The organism is Haemophilus haemolyticus (assembly GCF_003490595.1).
Classification (GTDB): Bacteria; Pseudomonadota; Gammaproteobacteria; order Enterobacterales; family Pasteurellaceae; genus Haemophilus; species Haemophilus haemolyticus_L.
Window position 1 is genome coordinate 42,923 of the sequence record NZ_QQGY01000012.1, and the last position, 26,567, is coordinate 69,489.

The window sequence follows — 26,567 nt, forward strand, 5'->3', positions numbered from 1 at the left end:
GTATCTAAAACGAGGCTGAAATGAAAAAGAATAACGTAAATGAACAACGTCGAGATTTTCTGAAAAAAACATCTTTAGGAGTGGCTGGTAGTGCCCTTTCCAGTGGTATGGTGGGCATCGTATCAAAAAGTGCGGTAGCAAAAGAAGCTGAAATGAAAACGGTAGTGACTGCCGCTCACTGGGGATCTCTTGGAGTTGTTGTACAAGATGGTAAGGTCGTGAAATCTGGTCCTGCTATTGAGCCTGCAGTGCCGAACGAATTGCAGACAGTTGTTGCCGAACAATTGTATAGCGAAGCTCGCGTGAAATATCCAATGGTGCGCAAAGGCTTTTTAGCTAATCCAGGAAAAAGCGATACTACAATGCGTGGTCGTGATGAATGGGTGCGCGTTTCTTGGGATGAAGCGTTAGATTTAGTACACAATCAACTTAAACGTGTGCGTGACGAACATGGACCAACAGGTATTTTTGCCGGTTCTTATGGTTGGTTTAGTTGTGGTTCATTACATGCATCTCGTACGTTATTACAGCGCTACATGAACGCTACCGGTGGTTTTGTGGGACACAAAGGGGACTACTCTACGGGTGCTGCGCAAGTAATCATGCCGCATGTGCTTGGTACTATTGAAGTCTATGAACAACAAACCAGCTGGGAATCTGTGTTAGAAAACAGCGATATTATTGTGCTTTGGTCTGCAAACCCACTCACAACCATGCGTATTGCTTGGATGTCTACCGACCAAAAAGGGATTGAATATTTCAAAAAATTCCAAGCGAGTGGTAAACGCATTATTTGTATCGACCCGCAAAAAAGCGAAACTTGCCAAATGCTGAATGCAGAATGGATTCCAGTGAATACAGCAACAGATGTACCATTAATGCTTGGTATTGCGCATACTTTAGTTGAACAAGGTAAGCATGATAAAGATTTCTTGAAAAAATATACGTCGGGTTATGCTAAATTCGAGGAATATTTATTAGGTAAAACAGATGGTCAACCAAAAACAGCAGAATGGGCGGCAAAAATTTGTGGTGTACCAGCAGAAACGATTAAACAGCTTGCAGCAGATTTCTCTAGCAAACGTACCATGTTAATGGGTGGTTGGGGTATGCAACGCCAACGCCATGGTGAACAAACCCACTGGATGTTAGTCACTCTAGCGTCTATGTTAGGACAAATTGGCTTGCCAGGTGGTGGTTTCGGTTTGAGTTATCACTATTCAAATGGTGGGGTGCCAACGGCGACAGGGGGTATTATCGGCTCCATTACCGCAAGTCCATCAGGCAAAGCGGGTGCAAAAACATGGTTAGATGATACGTCTAAATCCGCTTTTCCACTGGCACGTATTTCAGATGTGTTGCTCAATCCAGGCAAAAAAATTCACTATAACGGTACTGAAATTACTTACCCAAATATTAAAGCGGTATATTGGGCCGGTGGCAATCCATTTGTTCACCATCAAGATACCAATACTTTGGTGAAGGCTTTCCAACAACCGGATGTGGTAATTGTGAATGAAGTGAACTGGACGCCAACTGCGCGTATGGCAGATATTGTATTGCCGGCAACCACCAGTTATGAACGTAATGACTTAACCATGGCTGGCGACTACTCCATGATGAGCGTTTACCCGATGAAACAAGTGGTTCCACCACAATTTGAAGCGAAAAATGACTACGATATTTTCGTTGAGCTTGCTAAACGTGCCGGAGTGGAAGAACAATACACTGAAGGTAAAACTGAAATGGAGTGGCTGGAAGAATTCTATAATGCAGCCTTTAGTGCCGCACGTGCAAACTGTGTAGCAATGCCTCGTTTTGACAAATTCTGGGCAGAAAATAAACCATTAAGTTTTGAGGCGGGTGAAGCTGCGAAGAAATGGGTGCGTTATGGTGAATTCCGTGAAGATCCATTGCTCAATCCGCTTGGCACACCGTCAGGTAAAATTGAAATTTTCTCTGATGTTGTTGAGAAAATGAATTATAACGATTGTAAGGGGCATCCTAGTTGGATGGAACCTGAAGAGTTTGCGGGTAATGTGACGGAAGAATATCCGTTAGCTTTAGTGACACCACATCCTTACTATCGTTTACACAGTCAATTGGCGCATACTTCATTACGTCAAAAATATGCGGTAAATGATCGTGAGCCAGTGATGATTCACCCTGAAGATGCGGCTGCTCGTGGTCTTAAAGACGGTGATGTTGTTCGCATTCATAGCAAACGCGGTCAAGTGCTTGCAGGTGCAGTTGTAACAGAAAATATCATCAAAGGTACTGTAGCTCTCCACGAAGGTGCATGGTATGATCCACATGAACTTGGTAAAGGTGAAAAACCATTATGTAAAAATGGTTGTGCAAATGTGTTAACTCGAGATGAAGGTACATCTAAATTGGCACAAGGCAATTCACCAAATACTTGTATCGTTCAGATTGAGAAATTTACAGATGTAGCACCAGAAGTTACGGTATTTAAACAACCTAAACAGGTGGCGTAAAACTATTAAAAATATAACCGCACTTTAAAAAGTGCGGTTCTTTTTTAATAATAGAACAAAGGGGCATTAACAGCACTAAATTCTAAACATGAGGTGTTATTTGAGCAAGATGAATTGAGACGGGAAACAATATCTAAGATTTTAGTATTTTTGAATGATGAGTAGATTTTTATTCAATAATATATTTAATGTGTAGATAAAATATTCAAACAGGTATGTTTTTCAAAAAATGGTTTGACATATTTTCTAAAAAACGTATTATACCGCTCACACCGATTGTGGTGAGATGGCCGAGCAGGCTGAAGGCGCTCCCCTGCTAAGGGAGTATGGGGTTAAAAAGCTCCATCGAGGGTTCGAATCCCTCTCTCACCGCCATTGTTTGTTTTATTTATTCTGCACCCGTAGCTCAGCTGGATAGAGTACTCGGCTACGAACCGAGCGGTCAGAGGTTCGAATCCTCTCGGGTGCGCCATTTTAAAACGGCTCTATCTTATTAAAGTGGTTATGAATAATTAAAGCATCATCTACGCACCCGTAGCTCAGCTGGATAGAGTACTCGGCTACGAACCGAGCGGTCAAAGGTTCGAATCCTTTCGGGTGCGCCATTTCATTTTATTCAAGCCTATTGATTTCCACTTACTTTCTAATAATCACAGTATTTGTTATATTGTACTTATCTTTTATTTGTAAAATTTTTAAATTATGACAAGACAATCTTTGCCTCGTGGTTTTAGTTTATTTTCCTGGGGATTAGCTATTTTTTGTGCCCCTGTATTGTTATGTCCGATGGCTCTGTTGCTTTCCACTACATTTGATAAAAATCCTAACTTAGAAACTTGGCAAGTTAATTTATTCTCAATATTTTTTTGGATTTACCCTATTATTCTTGCGGTGGTAGCTCGAATTTTATATCGCCTACATCAGAAAAAACCAAAATTGGCTTTTAAATTATTGGTATTAAGTGCGGTCATTTTTTATATAGCTTTAATTACGATTTGTAAAATCGGTTTATAAAAAAATCCTACGATAAAACGTAGGATTTTTTATGCTATTTTATTTTTTCTTTGTTGGGCGTTGCCAATCTTGAATATGGCGTTGAGGAACTCGTGTAATCACTAATTCATTTTCGCCAACATCACGTGTAATTGTTGTTCCAGCACCAATAGTTGCGCCATTTGCGACTTTCACTGGCGCGACTAATTGTGTATCAGATCCCACAAACACATCATCACCGATGATCGTTTTAAATTTATTTGCACCATCGTAGTTACAGGTGATGACACCCGCACCAATATTACAATTTGAGCCGATTTCTGAATCGCCAACATAGGTAAGGTGATTTACTTTAGAACCTTTACCAACGGTAGATTTTTTAATTTCTACAAAGTTACCGACATGCGTTTCAGCTGCGAGTTCTGCACCTGGGCGTAAACGAGAAAATGGACCAATTGCGGCTTTTTCTCCCACTACAGAATCCTCTAGCACTGAATAGGGTTTTATTTCTACATCATTGCCAATAACAACATTTTTCAATACGCAACCTGAGCCAATTTTTACGCGATCACCGAGTTTAACACGACCTTCGATAATAACATTAACGTCGATTTCCACATCTTTTCCATGCTCTAATGTTCCACGTAGGTCAAAGCGAGCGGGATCGTAGATCATTACGCCTTCAAGTAATAATTTGGAGGCTTGTTTATTTTGGAAATAACGTTCAAGTGCGGCTAATTGTAAGCGATTATTTGCACCTTCAACTTCCATGACATCTGTTGCTTGTACTGCAATAACTTGGCAATTATCTTGGTTTGCGAGAGCAATAAGATCCGTTAAGTAATATTCGCCTTGAGCATTATTATTACCTACACGAGCTAGCCATTTTTTGAAACTTACACCATCGGATACCATCACGCCAGTATTTACTTCTTTAATATTTAGTTGAGCTGCATTTGCATCTTTTTGTTCTACAATTGCTACAACATTCCCATTTTCACGGATAATTCGTCCATAGCCTGTTGGGTTATCTAAATTTACGGTAAGCAATGCAATGCCATTTTCTGGTTTTGCTTCAATTAATTTTTCTAATGTTTCTTTTGTTATTAATGGTGCATCGCCGTAAAGTACAACAATATTTTCGTTATCTTTAAAGAAAGGTGCCGCTTGTTGAACTGCATGTGCTGTGCCAAGTTGTTCTGTTTGTAATACCCAATTTACTTGTTCATTTGTAAGATGGGTACGCATTAAGTCCCCACCGTGGCCATAGATTAAATGAATATTTTCTGCGCCTAATTGATGAGCTGTATCAATTACATGTTTTACCATTGGTTTACCAGCTATTGTATGTAGAACTTTAGGTAAATCGGAATACATGCGCGTTCCTTTTCCGGCTGCTAAAATTACCGCACTTAATGCTTTTGTAGTCATAGATTTTCTCTTTATTTATCAATAATAATGGGAGATATTTTATCGTATAAAGGAGAAGATGATAAGTTTTTAACTTAAGGAAGTTGTGGCTTTGTAGATAGGAAAAAACCGATGGTTTCCCATCGGTTTTCTGAATTTTAAAGTGGTTAAAAGAGAAATTATTTAACTTCTACTTGTGCACCAGCTTCTTCTAATTCTTTCTTAAGTGCTTCAGCTTCTTCTTTAGAAACACCTTCTTTTAATGCTGCTGGAGCAGATTCAACTAAATCTTTAGCTTCTTTTAAGCCTAAACCAGTTGCACCACGTACTGCTTTGATTACTGCTACTTTGTTAGCACCAGCTGCTGCAAGAATTACGTCGAATTCAGTTTTTTCTTCTGCTGCCGCTGCGCCGCCTGCTGCTGGAGCTGCTGCTACTGCTGCCGCTGCTGAAACACCGAATTTTTCTTCCATCGCTGCGATTAATTCAACGATTTCAGTTACAGTTTTTGAAGCAATCGCTTCAATAATTTGTTCGTTAGTTAATGACATAACAATCAATTCCTAAAATAAATAAAGTTAGATGAAGTAAGAAACGCTTAATGATTAAGCTGCTTCTTGTAATTTGTCGCGTAATGCCGCGAAGGTGCGAGCAAGTTTGCCTGCTGCAGCTTCTTTCATTGTGCCCATTAAACGTGCAATCGCTTCTTCGTAAGTTGGTAATGTTGCCAAGAATTCAACATCTTGGATTTTACCTTCAAAGGCTGCACCTTTAATTTCAAACTTATCGTTTGCTTTAGCAAACTCTTTGAACAAACGAGCAGCTGCGCCCGGGTGTTCGTTAGAGAACGCGATAAGTGTTGGACCTACAAACGTATCTTTTAAGCATTCGTAATCTGTGCCTTCAACTGCGCGACGTAATAAAGTATTACGAACTACACGCATTGTAACGCCAGCTTCACGTGCTGATTTACGTAATTCAGTCATTTTATCAACAGTTACACCGCGAGAGTCCGCGATTACTGCTGAAAGTGCACCTTTGGCTGCTTCATTTACTTCAGCAACAATTGCTTGTTTGTCTTGAAGATTTAATGCCATTGGCTTTTAGCTCCTGAATACACTCCGATTACTCGGAATTAATTTACCTAATCCTAAGACTAGGATGACTTCGGCGCCCAGAAGCAAGAAAAATTCTTATTCTGTTCACCATCTACGTAGGATAATTAAGATTACTCCCCTACGGTCTTGGATGGGGCTTGAATAGGTCAAGCACCAACCAGAAATTTGTTAGATTGACTAACACAGGCGCAGGATTATAGAGAAAAGCTATGTTCTTGTAAAGAATATTGTTGGAAAAAGAGCCAAATTCCTATGATAGTTTCTCTACTAATTCCACTGCGGCCCCAATATAAGTAGCGGGTGTTAATTTTTGTAAACGTAATTTTTCTTCTTGTGGAATATCCAACTTATCAATAAATTCACGCATGGCCTGTTCTGTCACTCGTTTACCTCGCGTTAATTCTTTTAATTTTTCGTAAGGTTTTTCTATTCCATAGCGGCGCATTACGGTTTGAATTGGTTCAGCCAAAACTTCCCAGTTTTGATTGAGTTCTTCTAATAAGTGCGGTTGATTTACTTCAAGTTTACTAATGCCTTTGCGAGTTGAAGCATAAGCGATCAAACAATAACCTAATCCTACACCTAAATTACGTAATACGGTTGAATCCGTTAAGTCACGCTGCCAGCGAGAAATTGGTAACTTTTGACCTAAATGAGTCATCACTGTATTGGCTAACCCTAGATTGCCCTCTGAGTTTTCAAAATCAATTGGATTGACTTTATGTGGCATGGTAGAGGAACCAATTTCGCCTGCTATAGTTCGTTGTTTAAAGTGATTTAATGCAATGTATCCCCATAAATCACGATCAAAATCAATGATAATGGTATTAAAGCGTACTACAGCATCAAAAAATTCAGCGATGTAATCGTGCGGCTCAATTTGCGTGGTATAAGGATTCCATTGAATACTTAATGAAGTGACAAATTCTTCGCTGAATTTATGCCAATCAATATTAGGATATGCCGATAAATGCGCATTGTAGTTACCTACTGCGCCATTGATTTTGCCTAAGATTTCTGCGTTCTGAAGTTGTTTAAATTGACGTTTTAGGCGATAAACAACATTCGCCATTTCTTTGCCCACTGTGCTTGGTGAAGCTGGCTGGCCATGTGTGCGAGAAAGTAATGGGATCGTTTTATATTCTTCTGCAAGACGAGTGATTTCATTAATCAGTTTTTGCCATTCTGGTAAAATCACTTCGTCACGCGCGGTGCTTAACATTAATGCGTGAGAGAGGTTGTTAATATCTTCTGAGGTGCAAGCGAAGTGAATAAATTCGGAAACATTCACAAGTTCCACTTCACTTTGAATTTTCTCTTTCAGAAAATATTCAACAGCTTTCACATCGTGATTGGTTGTGTGTTCAATTTCTTTAATACGCGCAGCATCGGTCTCATTAAAATTAGCCACAATTCCATCTAAAAAAGCATTTGCTTGCGTAGAAAATGGCGGTACTTCGGTAATGTCTGCCGTTGAAGCTAATTTTTGTAACCAACGAACTTCCACAGCTACACGGAATTTCATTAACCCGAATTCGCTAAAAATAGCGCGTAATGGAGTTACTTTATCTTGATAACGACCATCAAGAGGGGAAAGTGCGGTCAGTGTAGAGAGTTGCATAAATGTTTGCTCCAGAATTGTATTAATAAATAGAAGAATAAATCTGTTTTGCGGTGGCAAGTAATTTTCTGCGGAAAAATAAAATTTGCCATTTTGTTCCGCCCATTTGTTTCCACAGTACGGCAGAGCGAATACCTGCAAGTAAAACTGCACGAATTTTATTTTGCACGAGTTCTTGTCGCAAATAATCAGGCGAGCCTAGTATGTGAATTTTTTTGCCCAATGGACTAATAACGTCGCTGTAAATATTTGCCATAATAGATAGCATTGTTTCACTATCTCGAGCGTAATGAATTTCCTGTTCTTTTAGGCGAGAAATTCGATTGCCCAATGTTTTTTTGGCATCGGGATTTTTCGATAATTTTCCTTCTAATGCCAAAAGGCTTAGCCAATAGCGAGTTAAATTTTGATCGCCTTGCGCGTTGAGCTGATGAATTAAGGTTTCTAGACCTAATTTTAAATGACGAACTTCGCCACCAAAAACATCTTCGATTCGTTGTGGTTGGGTAATGAAAAGGCTATTAAGTGCGGTTAAAAATGTATCTGAATCTGCTCGACTTTCTGTTGCAAGTTGATGAACCAATTTTGCTGATTGGCACACTCCAGCAAGGGCAAGAACAATATCGTGGTAGTTTTTCATTAGGAAATATTAGGAAAACGTTTCCGTTAAATATAGCATTTTTAACCTAGCTTTTGAACTCGAACATTAAAAAAGCCTAGAGTTTCTGGTATGATGTGCGAATAGTTTTAAGGTATTAAGGATTGATTATGGCAAAACCAATTGTTTTTAGTGGCGTGCAGCCTTCTGGTGAATTAACTATCGGAAATTATTTGGGCGCGTTGCGCAACTGGGTAAAAATGCAAGAAGATTATGAATGTATTTTCTGCGTAGTTGATTTGCATGCGATCACTGTTCGTCAAGATCCTGTTGCCCTTCGCAAAGCAACGCTTGATGTGCTTGCACTTTATTTAGCGTGCGGAATTGATCCAAATAAAAGTACTATTTTTGTTCAATCTCACGTTCCAGAACACACGCAATTAAGCTGGGTGTTAAACTGCTACACCTATTTCGGTGAAATGAGCCGAATGACCCAATTCAAAGATAAATCAGCACGTTATGCAGAAAATATTAACGTGGGTTTGTTTGATTATCCCGTGTTAATGGCGGCGGATATTTTACTTTATCAAGCAAAAAGCGTGCCTGTTGGCGATGACCAAAAACAACACTTAGAAATTACGCGTGATATTGCAAACCGCTTTAATGCGCTTTATGGCAATATTTTCACCATTCCTGAAATTTTCATAGGAAAAGCAGGTGCGCGTATTATGTCATTGCAAGATCCTGAAAAGAAAATGTCAAAATCAGATGATAACCGCAACAATGTGGTGACACTTTTAGAAGATCCAAAATCTGTGGCGAAGAAAATTAAACGTGCCGTAACAGATTCAGATGAGCCGCCTGTTGTTCGTTATGATGTGCAAAATAAAGCGGGGGTATCTAATCTTTTAGATATTCTTTCTGCGGTTACAGATAAGCCTATTGCTGATCTTGAAAAAGAATTTGAAGGCAAAATGTACGGACATTTAAAAACAGCTGTAGCGGATGAAGTCTCAACTTTACTTGCTGGTTTACAAGAACGTTTCCATCAATATCGCAATGATGAGGCTTTATTAGATAATATCTTACGACAAGGTGCGCAAAAAGCTCGTGCAAAAGCACAAGAAACCTTGGCGAAAGTGTATGAAGCAGTAGGTTTTGTTGCTGCAAAATAATCTAAATAAAAGGGATAATATTATGGCAATTCAAACTGAAAAACCGATTGAATGTGTGGGTTGTAACACATTTGATATGAAATCACTTTTCGATAATCGTGATTGTAGTCAGGTTATTGAATATATTTATGACAGTGAAGAACAAGCGCAAGAAGCGCTCGCATTTTTTACTCAGAAAGCGCGTGATGTAGAAAGTGAACCTTGTGAAATTCAATCTGAAATTACAAAAGTGGATGATGGCTATTTATTAAAGGCAGATTTCACTTTCTGTTGCCAAGCTGAATTGGTGATTTTTCAAATGCGTATTGCATAAGAAAAACAGCTGAAAAATAAGCCGCACTTTTGCGGCTTATTTTGTTTTTAGGATTCGTTTTCTACAAAGCTTAAGGCGGTTTCAACCACTTCAATTCCCGCACCTTGTTTAAATGCATTTTCGCTTAAATAGCGTCGCCATTGACGGGCACCTTTGCAATTTTGGAATGCGCCTAGCATATGACGGACGATATGATTAAGGTGTATGCCTTGGCTAAGTTGTTGTTCAATATAAGGAAGCATTGATTGTACCGCTTCATGAGCGGTAACAATTGGTGCGTTAGGATCAAATAAGGCTTGATCAATTTGCCCAAGTAAACTTGGATTTTGATAGGCCTCTCGCCCAACCATCACGCCGTCCACATATTGCAAATGTTGTTTCATTTCTTCAATGGTTTTTATGCCGCCATTAATTGCGATAGTTAGATGTGGAAAATCACGTTTTAGTTGATACACCCTAGCATAATCTAATGGTGGAATTTCTCGATTTTCTTTGGGACTTAACCCTGAAAGCCAAGCTTTCCGTGCATGGATAATAAACTCTTGGCAACCTTTTCCTTGAACCTTCTCAATAAAATCACATAAAAATTCATAGCTGTCTAATTCATCAATGCCAATACGCGTTTTCACAGTGACTGGAATTTTGACCGCACTTTGCATTTGTTCTACACAGTCTGCCACCAAATCTGCTTTCGCCATTAAGCAAGCGCCAAACATTCCATTTTGTACGCGATCAGAAGGGCATCCTACATTAAGATTAATTTCGTGATAACCTCGTTCCTCAGCAAGTTTTGCACAATGTTTGAGTTGCTCAGGATTGCTTCCTCCTAGCTGTAACGCAATGGGATTTTCTTGTAAATCAAAATCCAAGTGATCGTATTTGGCATGGATAATCGCAGGTGCGGTGACCATTTCAGTGTAAAGTAACGCATGCTTTGAAAATTGGCGATGAAAATAACGACAATGGCGTGTTGTCCAATCTAACATTGGTGCAACAGAAAAACGGCCGCGGTAAAAGTGCGGTAGATTTTGAGGCATTTTTATTTCTCTTATTCGGTTTTGCTGCGTAATTCTTCGGCTTGGCGAGCTTGCATTTGCTGGCGAAAACGGCCTGCAGCAAAGTGGTAAAATGGTTTTGGGCTAAATTGGCGCGAGATTATGGATGCAATAATGCTGGAAATCAAGAGCCAAATGAGAACGGGTTGTGCGCCTGTCATTTCCATTACAACAACACTGGCAGTAACTGGCGATTGTGTGCCACCAGCTAGAAACGCCGCCATACATAAAATCACCAAAAAACGTTGATCAACCATACCGCCACTGAGATCCCAAAGCATTGCGCCAATGCCCGCGCCTGTTGTCAACGATGGGGTAAAGATACCACCGGCAATACCATTCCAATAAGTGGTCACCGTTGCCAAAAGTTTAAGGATGCCAATTTCAGGCTCTATAGCTTGCCCTTCTAAGGCGCGTGCAACAACCTCATAGCCAGTGCCATAGGTTTGTCCATGAGTGTAACTGCCAAGTGCGGCAAGCACTAAACCCAATAATAAAGCAATATAAATAGGATGTTGGCGAACCCAACCACGCCATTTTTCAGGTGATAATCCTGCGAGACCTTTTGCTAATAATCGTCCGAATATGCCACCTAGAATGCCACAAACCACCCCACAAATTGCAAGCCAAAGATAGAGATAAGAAACAGATCTTGCCCCTTGATAACGTGGAAAATAAGGGCTGTTTCCTTGAATCGCGACAAGAATAAAACCAGCAGCTAATACGCCCATCAATACGCGTCGTTCCCAACGTAACATTACACCACGCCCGAGTTCTTCAATCGCAAATATCACGCCAGCCAAAGGTGCATTAAAGGCTGCTGCAAGCCCACCTGCTGCACCTGTGGCAAGTAATTCATTGGTGCTTAATCCTCTAAATGCTAAATTATGTTTTCTACAATAATTTCCCCATGCAAGCATGACAGCTGCGCCAACTTGTACTGATGGACCTTCACGTCCAACCGATGCGCCAATAAGCATTGCTAGAAAGGTAAGAGGAATTTTCCAAATAGTTTGGCTGAATTCAACTAATTTGGTTTTATAGCTACTATGAGGAAGATTAATTGATGCAATGACTTGCGGAATACCACTTCCTCCAACATAGGGAGTATATTTTTTCGTAAACCAAGTCAGGCAAGCCATGCCTATGGGTAACACAAACCAAACTGCAATAGGATATTTAGATGACCAGTGAGCGTTTAGTTCTAGACCAAGATCGGACAATTTAGCAAAGCCAAATGAAAAGAGTGAGACAAATGTTGCCCCTATAATTAGGCAGATAAATTCTAAACTTTTGTGGGAAATTCTGTGTGTTTGGCGTAGCTTTTTATGGAAGAAATAGCGTAAGTGAAATTTGAGCGAGCGTAACATAATCATATTAATTTAATACTAATTAAGTAGAAATTATAAAACTGTCATTTCGCTGGGGCAATTGGTTTGGCATTTTGAATAAAAAGTGCGGTGAATTTGGTAAGCGTTTTTTGTACGCAACGAAAGATCCTTTCACGGATCTTTGGCGCTGTTTAATTATTGACAACAAACCTCAGAACGATTAAAATTCGCCGTCTATTTCTGTATGGAAGTAGATTTTTTGAACAACATTCTATTATTGAATAACATTTAAACTGGAGCTTTTTTAATGGCAACTATCAACCAGCTAGTACGCAAACCGCGTGTGAAAAAGGTTGTAAAAAGCAACGTTCCTGCATTAGAGGCTTGCCCGCAGAAACGTGGTGTATGTACTCGTGTATATACTACAACTCCTAAAAAACCAAACTCAGCGCTACGTAAAGTATGTCGTATCCGCTTAACTAACGGTTTTGAGGTAACTTCTTATATCGGTGGTGAAGGTCACAACCTTCAAGAGCACAGTGTTGTATTAATCCGTGGTGGTCGTGTTAAAGACTTACCGGGTGTGCGTTACCACACAGTACGCGGTGCATTAGACTGCGCAGGCGTTAAAGATCGTAAACAAGGTCGTTCTAAATACGGCGTTAAACGTCCTAAAGCTTAATGGTTCTCCGTTAAGTAAGGCCAAACGTCTAAATTAGCAAAACAATTTAAACCATAAACTCCAGTCAAAAAGCGCTTTGCGCTGCAAATTTTCTCAAAGAGAAATATTGCTGATGGGTTTTGGATATCCTGAAGATTAAAATACGGAGAAATTCGCAATGCCACGTCGTCGTAGTGTTGAAGCACGCAAGATTCTTCCAGATCCGAAATTCGGTTCAGAATTACTTGCAAAATTTATTAATGTAATCATGGTAGACGGTAAAAAATCCGTTGCTGAATCAATCGTTTATGGTGCTTTAGAAACTTTAGCACAACGCACAGGTAAAGAGCCTTTAGAAGCGTTTGAAGTTGCACTTGAAAACGTACGTCCAACTGTTGAGGTTAAATCTCGTCGTGTTGGTGGTTCTACTTACCAAGTACCAGTTGAAGTGCGCCCTGTACGTCGTAACGCATTAGGTATGCGTTGGATCGTTGAAGCAGCACGTAAACGTGGTGATAAATCAATGGCTTTACGCCTTGCAAACGAATTATCTGATGCTTCAGATAATAAAGGTGCAGCAGTGAAAAAACGTGAAGACGTTCACCGCATGGCTGAAGCTAATAAAGCATTTGCTCACTACCGTTGGTAATAAGTTTTTTGAATTTAAAGGGCTTCATCGTTGATGAAGCCTTACCCTTATATAAACTGATATTAAATAAACAAGGTTATAATAATGGCTCGTACAACCCCTATTGAAAGATATCGTAATATCGGTATCAGTGCGCACATTGACGCTGGTAAAACCACTACCACTGAGCGTATCTTATTCTATACTGGTGTTAGCCACAAAATCGGTGAAGTGCACGATGGTGCTGCAACGATGGACTGGATGGAACAAGAACAAGAGCGTGGTATCACCATTACCTCTGCGGCAACTACCGCATTTTGGTCAGGTATGTCACAACAGTTCCAACAACACCGTATCAACGTTATCGACACCCCGGGACACGTAGACTTTACCGTTGAAGTAGAACGTTCTATGCGTGTTCTTGATGGTGCGGTAATGGTGTACTGTGCGGTAGGTGGTGTTCAACCACAATCTGAAACTGTATGGCGTCAAGCTAACAAATACCAAGTGCCACGTATCGCGTTCGTTAACAAAATGGACCGTACTGGTGCTAACTTCTTACGTGTTGTTGAACAATTAAAAACTCGCTTAGGTGCTAATGCGGTTCCACTTCAACTTCCAATTGGTGCAGAAGAAAGCTTCACAGGTGTCGTTGACCTAATCAAAATGAAAGCGATTAACTGGAATGAAGCAGACCAAGGTATGACTTTCACTTATGAAGATGTGCCTGCAAATATGCAAGCGGACTGTGAAGAATGGCGTCAAAACCTTGTAGAAGCAGCAGCTGAAGCATCTGAGGAGTTAATGGAGAAATACTTAGGCGGTGAAGACTTAACTGAAGAAGAAATTAAGTCTGCATTACGTCAGCGTGTATTAGCAAGTGAAATTATCTTAGTAACCTGTGGTTCTGCGTTCAAAAACAAAGGTGTTCAAGCTATGCTAGATGCCGTTGTTGAATATTTACCAGCGCCAACAGATATTCCAGCTATTAAAGGTATCAATCCAGATGAAACTGAAGGCGAACGTCATGCAAGTGATGAAGAACCATTCTCTTCATTAGCATTCAAAATTGCAACTGACCCGTTCGTAGGTAACTTAACATTCTTCCGTGTATATTCTGGTGTTATTAATTCTGGTGATACAGTATTAAACTCTGTACGTCAAAAACGTGAACGTTTTGGTCGTATCGTACAGATGCACGCTAACAAACGTGAAGAAATTAAAGAAGTTCGTGCAGGTGACATCGCAGCTGCTATCGGCTTAAAAGATGTAACTACTGGTGATACATTATGTGCAATTGAAGCACCAATTATCCTTGAGCGGATGGAATTCCCAGAGCCAGTAATCTCTGTTGCGGTAGAACCAAAAACTAAAGCTGACCAAGAAAAAATGGGCTTAGCATTAGGTCGTTTAGCACAAGAAGACCCTTCATTCCGTGTTCACACTGATGAAGAATCTGGTGAAACCATCATTTCTGGTATGGGTGAATTACACTTAGATATCATCGTTGACCGTATGAAACGTGAGTTCAAAGTGGAAGCAAACATTGGTAAACCACAAGTATCTTACCGTGAAACTATCCGTACTCGAGTTAATGATGTGGAAGGTAAACATGCGAAACAATCTGGTGGTCGCGGTCAATATGGTCACGTTGTTATCGACTTATATCCATTAGATCCAGAAGGTCCTGGTTATGAATTTGTAAACGAAATCAAAGGCGGTGTAATTCCTGGTGAATACATTCCTGCGGTTGATAAAGGTATTCAAGAACAACTTAAATCTGGTCCATTAGCGGGTTACCCAGTAGTTGATCTTGGTGTACGTTTACACTTCGGTTCATACCATGATGTGGACTCATCTGAGTTAGCGTTTAAACTTGCTGCATCTTTAGCATTTAAAGCAGCATTCGCAAAAGCAAACCCAGTTCTACTTGAGCCAATTATGAAAGTTGAAGTTGAAACTCCACCTGAATACGTTGGTGATGTAATTGGTGACTTAAGCCGTCGTCGTGCTATGGTTAACGGTCAAGAAGCGAACGAATTCGTTGTTAAAATCGATGCAGAAGTTCCACTTTCTGAGATGTTCGGTTATGCAACAGACTTACGTTCACAAACTCAAGGTCGTGCATCATACTCAATGGAACCGTTAAAATATGCTGAAGCTCCAACAAGTGTTGCAGCTGCAGTAATTGAAGCGCGTAAAAAATAATTTTTGTAAACCAGCGGTGTAAAACATGATTGTTTTATACCGCACTTCTTAGGAAACATTAGCAATGTCTAAAGAAAAATTTGAACGTACAAAACCGCACGTAAACGTGGGTACAATCGGCCACGTTGACCACGGTAAAACAACTTTAACAGCAGCAATCACAACCGTATTATCTAAACACTACGGTGGTGCAGCTCGCGCATTTGACCAAATCGATAACGCGCCAGAAGAAAAAGCGCGTGGTATCACCATCAACACTTCACACGTTGAATACGATACAGCAACTCGTCACTACGCACACGTTGACTGTCCAGGACACGCCGACTATGTTAAAAACATGATTACTGGTGCGGCACAAATGGATGGTGCTATCTTAGTAGTAGCAGCAACTGATGGTCCTATGCCACAAACTCGTGAGCACATCTTATTAGGTCGCCAAGTAGGTGTTCCATACATCATCGTATTCTTAAACAAATGCGACATGGTAGATGACGAAGAGTTATTAGAATTAGTAGAAATGGAAGTTCGTGAACTTCTTTCTCAATATGACTTCCCAGGTGACGATACTCCAATCGTACGTGGTTCTGCATTACAAGCATTAAACGGCGTAGCAGAATGGGAAGAAAAAATCCTTGAGTTAGCAAACCACTTAGATACTTACATCCCAGAACCAGAGCGTGCGATTGACCAACCGTTCCTTCTTCCAATCGAAGACGTGTTCTCAATCTCAGGTCGTGGTACAGTAGTAACTGGTCGTGTAGAACGTGGTATCATCCGTACGGGTGATGAAGTAGAAATCGTAGGTATCAAAGATACAGCGAAAACTACTGTAACGGGTGTTGAAATGTTCCGTAAATTACTTGACGAAGGTCGTGCAGGCGAAAACATCGGTGCATTATTACGTGGTACAAAACGTGAAGAAATCGAACGTGGTCAAGTATTAGCGAAACCAGGTTCAATCACGCCACACACTGACTTCGAATCAGAAGTGTACGTATTATCAAAAGAAGAAGGTGGTCGTCATACTCCATTCTTTAAAGGTTACCGTCCACAATTCTATTTCCGTACAACTGACGTAACTGGTACTATTGAATTACCAGAAGGCGTGGAAATGGTAATGCCAGGCGATAACATCAAGATGACAGTAAGCTTAATCCACCCAATCGCGATGGACCAAGGTTTACGTTTCGCAATCCGTGAAGGTGGCCGTACAGTAGGTGCTGGTGTTGTAGCGAAAATCATCAAATAATTGATATAGTGAAAACGTCATCAAAACAAAGAAATAAGGCGGACTAAGGTCCGCCTTATTTTTATATCTATTCAGTTGGAATCTAATTTATTTCTGTCCCTGCATAGGTTATTTTAATTGTGAACTCTCTACCCAGCCATCGTGCATTAAAATCAATCTATATTTACCTTCTCTTAATGCTTTGAAACTTTCATCATCAGTTGCCCAATCGGGTAAGTCAATAATTTTGTAAGTAGCTATAGCATTAACCGAAGTTTCTCCGCTAAATGAATCAACCAAAGGCTCGGACGCTTGAATAATTTCTTCAACAATTTTTTTGCTTGGTACACAAATTGTTCTTCCTTCAATTTTATAGGATTTTTTAGCTTGCTCAGTATAATCATACTCAAAAGTACTTTGATTTCCATTCGATTCAGAGTTTTTTAGCTCTAAAATACCTCGTTCTACCCAGGAATTTAACCTATTAATAACACTATTATTTTTAATGTTATCAGTAGAAGTATCATAACTAAAAGGATATTTTTGAGTAAAATATACATTTCCACTATTGATAATAATGAAACAGGTTTCGTTTTGTGTATTTAATACTTTTTGTATGGCAGCTTTATAATTTCCAACAGTAGGAGCCTTGGGATCATCAGAACAAGCTGTAATGATTAATGAGGCCAATGGAACTACTGTCCATTTTAATAATTTATTCATATGATTTCCTTTAGAAATTTAAAATTGGTGATTCAGACGCATTTGTAGGTCGATAACGATAATATCTAGGACGATATGAACCTTCCAATTTTCGTTCCTCAGTTTCAAGTGTACGTAAATTAATTTCTTGCTGATTTAGGTGTTTTACCAAATCAAGTTTTAAACTTAAAAGTTGATAACGTAACTCCGCATTTTCAGCTTCATCAATTTGTTTATCAAGTTGTTCTAAAAGGATTATTTCATAGTGAGTCAGTTGAATCATAGTGATTTTCCTTAAATATAGAGGGGAAGTGAAGTTTTTTCTTGGTATGTCAATACCAAGTAGGAGAAGTATACTTCTCCTACTTATAAAGTTTTGGTAAAACAAAAATTTGAAGCATCAAAATAGTTGATTGAAACACAAACAATCTTTCCGTATAGTGTTTGAACCACAGTTCACGCACGCGAAATGTGTTGAATGTAAAAAACGAGTGCATGGATTATTCCAATCCACTTACCCTGCGGGAACTAGCATTTTCAAATGCCACCCTACAAATCTCTTTTTCTTGTTGATAAAACCACCAAAATACGATTTTTTTAATCAGTATTTTATCGACTGGTTACATTTCTTTCGTTATAATTGAACGTCTTATTTTATTTAACAAACGTGTTCGGTGTGGATTTTTACCGAGTGCAAATTAATTGAGGTAACAAATGTCATTAAATATTGAAACAACTCAAGGTTTAGAACGCCGTGTAGCGATCACCGTTCCAGCTGAAACTGTATCTAAAGCAGTTCGTGAAGAATTTAAACGTGCATCAAAAAATGTGCGTGTAGACGGTTTTCGTAAAGGCCATGTGCCTGCTCATATTATCGAACAACGCTTCGGTGCATCAATCCGTCAAGATGTATTAAACGATTTATTACCACGTCATTTTTTTGATGCAGTGATTGCAGAAAAGATTAATATTGCAGGTCGTCCAACTTTTGGTATTGAAACTTTTGAAGAAGGTAAAGATCTAGTTTTCACCGCAACTTTTGAAGTTTATCCAGAAGTTAAATTACAAGGTTTAGAGAATATTAAAGTTGAAAAACCAACTGTTGAAATCACAGAAGCTGATATTGATAAAATGGTTGATGTGTTACGTAAACAACAAGCAACTTGGGCAGAAACCGACTCTGCAGCAAAATCAGATGATCGCGTAACTATTGATTTTGTTGGTTCTGTAGATGGCGAAGAGTTTGACGGCGGTAAAGCATCTGACTTCGTTTTATTTATGGGACAAGGTCGTATGATTCCTGGTTTTGAAGATGGTATCGTAGGCCATAAAGCAGGTGAGCAATTTGATATTAATGTAACTTTCCCTGCTGAATACCATGCAGAAAACTTAAAAGGTAAGGCGGCAAAATTTGCAATCACCTTGAAAAAAGTAGAAAACATGGTGTTACCTGAGTTAACAGATGAGTTTGTTGCTAAGTTCGGTCCGAATACTAAATCTGTTGCAGATTTACGTGTAGAAATTCGTAAGAATATGGAACGTGAATTGAAAAATGCATTAGTTTCACGTGTTAAACAACAAGTAATCAACGGCTTAATTGAACAAAATTCAATTGAAGTACCAGCTTCTGCTGTAGAAGAAGAAATTAATGTATTACGCAATCAAGCAGCTCAACGTTTTGGCGGTAATGCACAACAAGCTGCACAGTTACCACGTGAATTATTTGAAGCGGAAGCAACTCGTCGTGTTCAAGTAGGTTTATTATTCTCTGAAGTGATTAAATCTAATGAATTAAAAGCTGATGAAGAACGCGCTAAAGCAATGATTGCAGATATTGCATCAGCTTACGAGCAACCAGCTGAGGTTGTTGAATACTATAGTAAAAACGAAGAATTAATGAACAATATTCGTAACGTAGTATTAGAAGAACAAGCAGTGGATGCAGTACTTGCTAAAGCACAAGTTACTGAAACAGTTTCTTCATTTGATGAAATTATGAATCCACAAGTATAATGATTAATTAATATCGTTATGATTGAATAAAAGCGCGGTCGCTCTTTTTAACAAAAGCGGCCGCATTTTTATTTGTAGGTTATTTAGAGTAAAATAATCAGCAATTTTTGTGAAAAAGGTAAGAAAATGAGTGTAATTCCTATGGTTGTTGAACAGACTTCGCGTGGCGAGCGTTCATACGACATTTATTCCCGTTTATTAAAAGAGCGTGTGATCTTCCTAAGTGGTGAAGTGGAAGATCGTATGGCAAATCTCATTGTGGCTCAGCTGCTTTTTTTAGAGTCTGAAGATCCAACTAAAGATATCAATATCTATATCAACTCTCCTGGTGGTTCTGTTACCGCAGGTATGGCTATTTACGACACAATGCAATTTATTAAGCCAGATATTCGTACACTTTGTATCGGTCAGGCATGCTCAATGGGGGCATTTTTGCTTGCTGGCGGAACCGCTGGCAAACGAGCAGCGTTACCAAATGCGCGTGTGATGATTCACCAACCTTTAGGTGGTTTCCGTGGTCAAGCATCGGATATTCAAATTCATGCACAAGAAATTTTGAAAATTAAACACACCTTAAACGATCGTTTAGCATTCCATACTGGGCAAAGTATAGAACGAATTGAGAAAGATACAGATCGCGATAACTTTATGTCAGCTGAAGAAGCAAAAGCATATGGTTTAGTTGATGAGGTTTTAATTAAACGTTAAGGAAACACATGTCAGACAAAGATAAAGATTTACATTGCTCTTTTTGCGGAAAAGAAAAAAGCGAAGTAGATAAATTAATTGCTGGTAAAGACGGCTATATTTGTAATGAGTGTATTGAACTTTGTCATTCAATGCTTGAAGAAAGTAATGATGAAAGTGTAGACGAAAGTGCAGCAGAAAATGAGGAGAAATTACCAACTCCTCACGAAATTCGCGCTCATCTAGATGATTATGTTATTGGCCAAGATTATGCAAAAAAAGTGCTTTCTGTCGCAGTTTACAATCATTATAAACGCTTACGAACTAATCATGAAAATAACGATGTTGAGCTCGGTAAAAGTAATATCTTGCTTATTGGACCAACGGGTAGTGGTAAAACATTGCTTGCTCAAACATTAGCTCGTCGTTTAAATGTGCCCTTTGCGATGGCTGATGCGACAACATTGACTGAGGCTGGCTACGTCGGTGAAGATGTAGAAAATGTCCTACAAAAGCTTTTACAAAACTGTGAGTATAATACTGAAAAAGCCGAGCAAGGCATTATCTATATTGATGAAATCGATAAAATTAGCCGTAAATCAGAAGGCGCATCAATTACTCGAGATGTATCTGGCGAAGGTGTACAACAAGCATTGTTGAAACTTATTGAAGGTACAGTGGCTTCTATTCCACCTCAAGGCGGGCGTAAACATCCGCAGCAAGAAATGGTGAAATTGGATACGTCAAAAATTCTCTTTATCTGCGGTGGCGCATTTGCGGGATTAGATAAAATTATCAGTAAACGTACACAAACAAGTACGAGTATCGGTTTTAGTGCGAAAGTAGAAAAGGATGAAGAGGAAAAGTCTCTTTCTGAATTATTCCGCCAAGTAGAACCAGATGATTTAATGAAGTTTGGTTTAATTCCGGAATTTATTGGGCGTTTACCCATGATTTCTCCACTAAGTGAATTAGATGAAGAGGCCCTTGTGCAAATTCTTACACAGCCTAAAAATGCCTTAACTAAACAATATCAAGCTTTATTTGGACTTGAAAATGTGGAGTTAGAATTCACTCCAGAAGCTTTAAAAGCAATGGCTAAGAAAGCGCTTGAAAGAAAAACAGGCGCACGTGGTTTACGTTCTATTGTCGAGTCTGTATTACTTGATACGATGTATGATTTACCATCTATCGAAAATTTACGTAAAGTAGTCGTGGATGAAAGTACCATTGTAGATAATACTGCTCCAAAATTAGAATATCATTCTTAATAGAAAAGTGCGGTTGTTTTTCCTTATGTTTTCTATTTTGCTTGATGATTTTCAATAGGCAAGGCGAAAAGAAAATGCTACAATCGCACGTTCTTATAACTTTATTCTTATTTTCCTAAGTAAATAACGGATTCAATTTATGGCAACTGAAATTGTTGATAAAAAGAAAAATGTACCAGAGACGGTGGTAGAAGGTAAATCTAAAGGATTAAATACCCTTCTTTGGATTTTAGTCGCAGTCTTTTTTGCGGCAGCTGCAATTGGTAATGTTTATTTCCAAAAAGTATATTCATTACCTATTCGTGTAGTGGGTGTAGTCATTGCATTAGTGATTGCTTTTGCATTTGCAGCAATTACTAATCAAGGTACAAAAGCTCGTACATTCTTTAAAGATTCAAAAATAGAAGCGCAAAAAGTGGTATGGCCAAGTCGCCAAGAAGCGCGTCAAACTACATTAATCGTAATTGGGGTAACAATCATTGCATCCTTATTTTTCTGGGCGACAGATTCGATTATTGTGACAGTAATTAATTTCTTAACTGATTTGAGATTCTAAAATGACTGAAGAAACAACTGTATCAAAAAAACGTTGGTATGTATTACAGGCGTTTTCTGGTTTTGAAAGCCGAGTGGCTTTAACTTTGCGTGAATACATTAAACAGCAACAAATGGAAGACCAATTTGGTGAAGTGTTAGTTCCAACTGAAGAAGTCGTTGAGAATGTTGCAGGTAAACGTCGTAAAAGCGAACGTAAGTTTTTCCCTGGCTATGTGCTCGTAGAAATGGAAATGAATGATGAAACATGGCACTTGGTGAAAAGTGTTCCGCGTGTTATGGGGTTCATTGGTGGTACACCTGATAAACCAGCGCCAATTTCTAAACGAGAAGCCGATACTATTTTAAACCGTTTAGAACAAACCACAGATAAACCGCGTCACCGCAATGAGTATCATCCTGGTGAAGAAGTTCGTGTGGCGGAAGGTCCATTTGCAGACTTTAATGGTACAGTAGAAGAAGTGGATTATGAAAAAGGTCGCTTAAAAGTTTCTGTATCAATCTTTGGTCGTGCTACACCTGTTGAACTAGAATTTGGTCAAGTAGAAAAAATACATTAATTCTTGATTAAGAATAATTAAAAAAATTACCGCACTTTTATAGTGCGGTTTTTTCATGCCCTGAATTTATCAAGGTATTGTTACTTGTGTGATCTTTAATTTTAGGAAATTAATTGGTCGTAGAAGATAAGATATAGAAAATCCCTTGCAGAGCAAGGGATTTAGTAATGAGTTAAAGTGCGGTAGAAATTACCAACCTTTTACAACACCATCTTTAAAGTGTTTTTTAGCTTCTTGGTAAACTTCTTCTGTTTGGTAAGATTTTACGAAATCTTGAACAGCTTTGCTGTCTTTGTTATCGGTACGAGAAACGATAATGTTCACATATGGAGAATCTTTATCTTCTACAAATACACCGTTATCTTGAGCATTTAAGCCCACTTGACCCGCATAAGTGTTGTTTACTACAGCTAAATCAACATCGTCTAATGCGCGAGCTGCAACAGAAGTGTCTACTTCAGTGATGTTTAATTTTTTTGGATTTTCAACAATATCTAATACAGTTGAAAGAAGGTTATTTGCATCTTTTAATTTGATTAAACCTTGTTTTTCAAGAAGAATTAATGCGCGGCCGCGGTTTGTTGGATCGTTAGGAACAACAACTTTAGCACCTTCTTGTAATTCATTTATACTTTTGATTTTTTTAGAATAACCCGCTAATGGATAGACGAAAGTATTACCCACGATGACTAAGTTATTTAAATTTTTCGCTTTTGCATCTTCATCTAAATAAGGTTTATGTTGCATTGCGTTTGCATCTAAATCACCTTTAGATACCGCTTCATTTGGTAATGCGTAGTCATTGAATTCAACGAATTGAACGTCTAAACCATATTTTTCTTTAGCGACTTTTGCTGCAATTTCTGCAACTTGGTGCTCAGGGCCAGACATTACACCGACTTTGATTTTAAGTGGTGCAGCTGCAGCTTCAGGTTTTTTGTCTTCTTTACAGCCTGTTAAAACGAGAGCTGATGCGATTGCAGTGATTGCAAAAAGTTGTTTTAATTTCATAGGATTTCCTTCCTGTTTAAGTTAAGAGTTGTGTTTAATTAACGATGATCCACTTTTTTAGCCAGTGTATCGCCGAGTTTTTGGCTAATCATAACGAATAGCACAATAATAATGGTTGCTACCCAAGTGACATAAGGCATATTGCGATATACGCCGTAGTTGATAGCGAGGCTACCTAAGCCGCCGCCGCCTTGTGTCCCCGCCATTGCAGAGTAACCAACTAAAGTGACCAGCGTAAGCGTGATGCCATTAATAAGTGTAGGTAGTGCTTCTGGCAAATAGAATTTACATACAATTTGCCATTTAGTTGCTCCCATTGCTTGAGCAGCTTCGGTTAAACCATTTGGAATTTCCATTAATGCGTTAGCAGTTAAGCGAGCCACGAATGGCATCGCACAAATACTCAATGGAATAATTGCTGCTGTTGTACCTAATACGGTTCCCACGATGAAACGTGTTACAGGTAATAAAATTAAGAGCAAAATAATAAATGGAATGGAACGCCCGATATTAATAATCGTGTTTAACACAAAATGAGTGCGGTTATTTTGTAAAATCTCATTTTTTCCAGTTAAGAAAGTCCATACGCCAACAGGCACGCCGACTACTACGGCAAGTAAAGTAGATGCAAAGCTGATATAAATCGTTTCATAAGTTGCTGTTGCGACAACACCCCACATTTGAGGTGTTAATTGCTGGCTGAATGTTGTCAAGAAATCATTGAACATAACCAAGCACCTCCACGCGCACATTGTTTTCCATTAAATAAACTTTGGTTTGCGTAATGGCATCGTCATCGCCTTCTACTTCAGCAATGGTATAACCAAATTTCACGCCTCCAGCATAATCAATTTGTGAGGTTAAGATGCTGAGCTCCACGCCAAATTTTTTTGATGCCTGAGAAAGTAACGGCGCATCAACTGATCGGCCGGTAAACTCAAATTTGATAATTGGATACGCTTTACTATGTTTCGGCGTATCAGTAAGATTTTCCAAATATTCATCAGGTAGACTAATGTGGAAGGTCGAACGAATAAACTCTTGTGCTAATTCTGTTTTAGGATTTGCAAAAATTTCACCAACAGTACCTTGTTCAACTAGGCGACCTTGATCAATGACAGCAACTTGATCACAAATCTGTTTAACAACTTCCATTTCATGAGTAATCAACAAAATCGTAATACCTAAAGTGCGGTTAATTTCTTTTAATAATTTCAGAATAGATTGCGTCGTTGCAGGATCTAATGCGCTGGTTGCTTCATCACATAATAAGACTTTAGGATCGCTAGCTAAGGCGCGTGCAATGGCTACACGTTGTTTTTGCCCACCAGAAAGATTACTCGGGTAAGCATCACGTTTTTCACTTAAACCAACAAGCTCTAAAAGTGCGGTGATTTTTTCTTGGATTTTTGCTTTTGACTCACCTTCTAATTCTAAAGGTAATGCCACGTTTTCAAATACAGTACGAGAACTTAGTAAATTGAAATGCTGAAAAATCATTCCGATTTGACGACGAGCACGTACTAACTCGCGATCAGAAAGTCCTGTTAATTCTACGCTATCAACAATAACGGAACCGCTTGTCGGTTTTTCTAATAAATTCACACAGCGGATTAATGTACTTTTTCCTGCGCCAGATGCACCAATTACGCCACAAATTTGACCTTTTTCGATGTTTAATGAGACATTATCCAGCGCAGTCAATTTCTTGCTAGGTAGCTCAAAAATCTTTGTTATATTGCTTAGCTTAATCATATAAGCCCTTTTTATTTGTTATTTTTAAATCTATTTCGGTATTCTAGACGTCTAGATTGCTATGTCAATATGTCAGATTATCTTTTTTAGAAAGATTGGTTATGAGTTATATTTGCTAATTGCTTGGATTAAATAGATAATTTTCGTCAATTTGACATTTATAAAAGGTAAGAGAATGAATAAGGCTATTTTTTTAGATCGCGATGGTACGTTAAATATTGATTATGGTTATGTACACGAAATTGATAACTTTAAGTTTATTGATGGTGCGATTGATGCATTGCGTGAATTAAAGAAAATGGGATATATGTTGGTGTTGGTTACCAATCAATCTGGAATTGCACGTGGTTATTTTTCTGAGGAGCAGTTTTTACAGTTAACAGAATGGATGGATTGGTCATTGGCTGAACAAGATGTGGATTTGGATGGTATTTACTATTGCCCACATCATCCTGAGGGAAAAGGTGAATATAAAGAAGACTGTGATTGCCGGAAACCTAAATCTGGAATGTTATTGCAAGCGATCAAAGAATTAAAGATCGATCCTACGCAATCTATTATGGTTGGAGATAAAGTTGAAGATCTAAAAGCGGGAATTGGCGCCAAGGTGAAAATGAATGTATTAGTTCGTACAGGTAAACCAGTAACAGAGGAAGGCGAGAGAGTAGCTGATTATGTGTTAGATTCTATCGTTGATCTTCCGAGAATTTTAAAACGATTAAAAAAATAGCCCAAAATATCTATATTTTGCTCTAATCGCTTGCGCTTTAATCAAAAGATCATTTTTTTAAATATTTTTACAAAAAGTACTTGCAAGGGTTTTGAAAATCCCTATAATGCACCGCACACAACGACGCACTGTTGTGAAGTATTTAAGTTTCCACGTGCGTCGTTATTTTTTGCTCTTTAACAATGTATCAGACAATCTGTGTGGGCACTTGTTGATTGACTTGTTTTAAAATATTTTTAATTTTGAAGTCTTAATAGGTGCTTAACTGAAAATTCATAATTACTTTTTAAGTAGTGTTTTTATTTATAGCTAAGCAGTATATTGAGCGATTGAACTTGAATTGAAGAGTTTGATCATGGCTCAGATTGAACGCTGGCGGCAGGCTTAACACATGCAAGTCGAACGGTAGCAGGAGAAAGCTTGCTTTCTTGCTGACGAGTGGCGGA

At 38.8% G+C, this 26,567-nt stretch carries 26 protein-coding genes, 3 tRNA genes and 1 rRNA gene; 18 read left to right on the forward strand and 12 right to left on the reverse strand.

Annotated features, from left to right (window positions below; all coding sequences use genetic code 11):
* Nucleotides 1-20 precede the first annotated feature (20 nt).
* The 5 genes from torA (at nt 21) to DV415_RS09405 (ending at nt 3,512) form a co-directional block, all read left to right on the forward strand.
* On the forward strand, nt 21-2,498 hold the full coding sequence (gene torA / locus DV415_RS09385; RefSeq protein ID WP_118791688.1) for a trimethylamine-N-oxide reductase TorA: 2,478 nt from the start codon (nt 21-23) through the stop codon (nt 2,496-2,498).
* Between the two features lie 280 nt (nt 2,499-2,778).
* Nucleotides 2,779-2,873 (forward strand) — tRNA-Ser (locus DV415_RS09390).
* Between the two features lie 20 nt (nt 2,874-2,893).
* A tRNA-Arg gene (locus DV415_RS09395) sits at nt 2,894-2,970 on the forward strand.
* Nucleotides 2,971-3,026: 56 nt separating this feature from the next.
* Nucleotides 3,027-3,103 (forward strand) — tRNA-Arg (locus DV415_RS09400).
* A 97-nt stretch (nt 3,104-3,200) separates the two neighbouring features.
* Nucleotides 3,201-3,512, forward strand: a complete 312-nt coding sequence (locus DV415_RS09405) for a DUF5389 family protein (RefSeq protein WP_114908502.1) — start codon at nt 3,201-3,203, stop codon at nt 3,510-3,512.
* A 39-nt stretch (nt 3,513-3,551) separates the two neighbouring features.
* Here DV415_RS09405 and glmU read toward each other — a convergent pair whose 3' ends face one another.
* The 5 genes from glmU to hflD all read right to left on the reverse strand — a co-directional run bounded on the left by glmU (nt 3,552) and on the right by hflD (nt 8,280).
* On the reverse strand, nt 3,552-4,922 hold the full coding sequence (gene glmU, locus DV415_RS09410) for a bifunctional UDP-N-acetylglucosamine diphosphorylase/glucosamine-1-phosphate N-acetyltransferase GlmU (protein WP_118791023.1): 1,371 nt from the start codon (nt 4,920-4,922) through the stop codon (nt 3,552-3,554).
* A 158-nt stretch (nt 4,923-5,080) separates the two neighbouring features.
* Nucleotides 5,081-5,452, reverse strand: a complete 372-nt coding sequence (gene rplL / locus DV415_RS09415) for a 50S ribosomal protein L7/L12 (protein WP_005626607.1) — start codon at nt 5,450-5,452, stop codon at nt 5,081-5,083.
* 54 nt (nt 5,453-5,506) lie between these two features.
* Nucleotides 5,507-5,998: a 50S ribosomal protein L10 gene (gene rplJ, locus DV415_RS09420; RefSeq protein WP_077414192.1), complete on the reverse strand. Its 492-nt coding sequence runs from the start codon at nt 5,996-5,998 to the stop codon at nt 5,507-5,509.
* Between the two features lie 271 nt (nt 5,999-6,269).
* The gene (purB, locus tag DV415_RS09425; protein ID WP_114908504.1) at nt 6,270-7,640 is read right to left on the reverse strand and encodes an adenylosuccinate lyase; all 1,371 of its coding nucleotides are present in this window, start codon (nt 7,638-7,640) and stop codon (nt 6,270-6,272) included.
* A gap of 22 nt (nt 7,641-7,662) precedes the next feature.
* Entirely contained in the window at nt 7,663-8,280 is a 618-nt protein-coding gene (hflD, locus tag DV415_RS09430) for a high frequency lysogenization protein HflD (protein ID WP_114908505.1), read from the reverse strand.
* Nucleotides 8,281-8,408: 128 nt separating this feature from the next.
* On the opposite strand from hflD, the gene trpS reads away from it, so the two are divergent.
* Together trpS and DV415_RS09440 are read left to right on the forward strand one after the other, a co-directional pair.
* Nucleotides 8,409-9,413, forward strand: a complete 1,005-nt coding sequence (gene trpS, locus DV415_RS09435; protein ID WP_118794478.1) for a tryptophan--tRNA ligase — start codon at nt 8,409-8,411, stop codon at nt 9,411-9,413.
* Between the two features lie 22 nt (nt 9,414-9,435).
* Nucleotides 9,436-9,726, forward strand: a complete 291-nt coding sequence (locus DV415_RS09440; protein WP_005636074.1) for a YfcZ/YiiS family protein — start codon at nt 9,436-9,438, stop codon at nt 9,724-9,726.
* Between the two features lie 47 nt (nt 9,727-9,773).
* Here DV415_RS09440 and dusA read toward each other — a convergent pair whose 3' ends face one another.
* A complete protein-coding gene (gene dusA, locus DV415_RS09445; RefSeq protein ID WP_114908506.1) occupies nt 9,774-10,763 on the reverse strand; it encodes a tRNA dihydrouridine(20/20a) synthase DusA in 990 nt (329 codons plus the stop codon).
* An 11-nt stretch (nt 10,764-10,774) separates the two neighbouring features.
* Nucleotides 10,775-12,151: a chloride channel protein gene (locus DV415_RS09450; protein WP_118791056.1), complete on the reverse strand. Its 1,377-nt coding sequence runs from the start codon at nt 12,149-12,151 to the stop codon at nt 10,775-10,777.
* A gap of 268 nt (nt 12,152-12,419) precedes the next feature.
* Between DV415_RS09450 and rpsL the strand changes: the two genes are divergently transcribed.
* From rpsL to tuf, 4 genes are all read left to right on the forward strand, one after another.
* Complete coding sequence (gene rpsL, locus DV415_RS09455; protein WP_005543325.1) at nt 12,420-12,794, forward strand: 30S ribosomal protein S12; 375 nt, start codon at nt 12,420-12,422, stop codon at nt 12,792-12,794.
* 157 nt (nt 12,795-12,951) lie between these two features.
* A complete protein-coding gene (gene rpsG / locus DV415_RS09460; RefSeq protein ID WP_005626581.1) occupies nt 12,952-13,422 on the forward strand; it encodes a 30S ribosomal protein S7 in 471 nt (156 codons plus the stop codon).
* An 84-nt stretch (nt 13,423-13,506) separates the two neighbouring features.
* The gene (gene fusA / locus DV415_RS09465; RefSeq protein WP_118791022.1) at nt 13,507-15,609 is read left to right on the forward strand and encodes an elongation factor G; all 2,103 of its coding nucleotides are present in this window, start codon (nt 13,507-13,509) and stop codon (nt 15,607-15,609) included.
* 64 nt (nt 15,610-15,673) lie between these two features.
* Entirely contained in the window at nt 15,674-16,858 is a 1,185-nt protein-coding gene (gene tuf, locus DV415_RS09470; RefSeq protein WP_005646706.1) for an elongation factor Tu, read from the forward strand.
* Between the two features lie 108 nt (nt 16,859-16,966).
* Here the strand turns inward: tuf and DV415_RS09475 are convergent, their stop codons facing one another.
* Nucleotides 16,967-17,560, reverse strand: coding sequence for a hypothetical protein (locus DV415_RS09475; RefSeq protein ID WP_118791021.1), 594 nt, complete (start codon nt 17,558-17,560; stop codon nt 16,967-16,969).
* 10 nt (nt 17,561-17,570) lie between these two features.
* Nucleotides 17,571-17,822: a hypothetical protein gene (locus DV415_RS09480; protein ID WP_118776428.1), complete on the reverse strand. Its 252-nt coding sequence runs from the start codon at nt 17,820-17,822 to the stop codon at nt 17,571-17,573.
* 431 nt (nt 17,823-18,253) lie between these two features.
* Here DV415_RS09480 and tig point away from each other — a divergent pair, with 431 nt between their 5' ends.
* The 5 genes from tig to nusG all read left to right on the forward strand — a co-directional run bounded on the left by tig (nt 18,254) and on the right by nusG (nt 22,625).
* Nucleotides 18,254-19,552, forward strand: coding sequence for a trigger factor (gene tig / locus DV415_RS09485; protein ID WP_118791020.1), 1,299 nt, complete (start codon nt 18,254-18,256; stop codon nt 19,550-19,552).
* 126 nt (nt 19,553-19,678) lie between these two features.
* Nucleotides 19,679-20,260 (forward strand): ATP-dependent Clp endopeptidase proteolytic subunit ClpP, encoded by a 582-nt coding sequence (gene clpP, locus DV415_RS09490; RefSeq protein ID WP_005639290.1) that lies wholly within the window; start codon nt 19,679-19,681, stop codon nt 20,258-20,260.
* An 8-nt stretch (nt 20,261-20,268) separates the two neighbouring features.
* The gene (gene clpX, locus DV415_RS09495) at nt 20,269-21,510 is read left to right on the forward strand and encodes an ATP-dependent protease ATP-binding subunit ClpX (protein WP_118776426.1); all 1,242 of its coding nucleotides are present in this window, start codon (nt 20,269-20,271) and stop codon (nt 21,508-21,510) included.
* Between the two features lie 139 nt (nt 21,511-21,649).
* Nucleotides 21,650-22,066, forward strand: coding sequence for a preprotein translocase subunit SecE (gene secE, locus DV415_RS09500; protein WP_005636067.1), 417 nt, complete (start codon nt 21,650-21,652; stop codon nt 22,064-22,066).
* Between the two features lies 1 nt (nt 22,067).
* On the forward strand, nt 22,068-22,625 hold the full coding sequence (gene nusG, locus DV415_RS09505; RefSeq protein ID WP_005628071.1) for a transcription termination/antitermination protein NusG: 558 nt from the start codon (nt 22,068-22,070) through the stop codon (nt 22,623-22,625).
* 189 nt (nt 22,626-22,814) lie between these two features.
* Here the strand turns inward: nusG and DV415_RS09510 are convergent, their stop codons facing one another.
* The 3 genes from DV415_RS09510 to metN are packed head-to-tail and all read right to left on the reverse strand — an operon-like array spanning nt 22,815 to nt 25,391.
* Entirely contained in the window at nt 22,815-23,636 is an 822-nt protein-coding gene (locus DV415_RS09510) for a MetQ/NlpA family lipoprotein (RefSeq protein WP_118782626.1), read from the reverse strand.
* Nucleotides 23,637-23,674: 38 nt separating this feature from the next.
* Complete coding sequence (locus DV415_RS09515; RefSeq protein ID WP_118791019.1) at nt 23,675-24,364, reverse strand: methionine ABC transporter permease; 690 nt, start codon at nt 24,362-24,364, stop codon at nt 23,675-23,677.
* Nucleotides 24,354-25,391: a methionine ABC transporter ATP-binding protein MetN gene (gene metN / locus DV415_RS09520; protein WP_005632972.1), complete on the reverse strand. Its 1,038-nt coding sequence runs from the start codon at nt 25,389-25,391 to the stop codon at nt 24,354-24,356. Before metN ends, DV415_RS09515 begins: the two co-directional genes overlap by 11 nt.
* Nucleotides 25,392-25,566: 175 nt before the next feature.
* Between metN and gmhB the strand changes: the two genes are divergently transcribed.
* Together gmhB and DV415_RS09530 are read left to right on the forward strand one after the other, a co-directional pair.
* The gene (gene gmhB / locus DV415_RS09525; protein WP_118791018.1) at nt 25,567-26,121 is read left to right on the forward strand and encodes a D-glycero-beta-D-manno-heptose 1,7-bisphosphate 7-phosphatase; all 555 of its coding nucleotides are present in this window, start codon (nt 25,567-25,569) and stop codon (nt 26,119-26,121) included.
* 337 nt (nt 26,122-26,458) lie between these two features.
* Nucleotides 26,459-26,567: ribosomal RNA gene (locus DV415_RS09530) — 16S ribosomal RNA — on the forward strand; the annotation flags it as partial.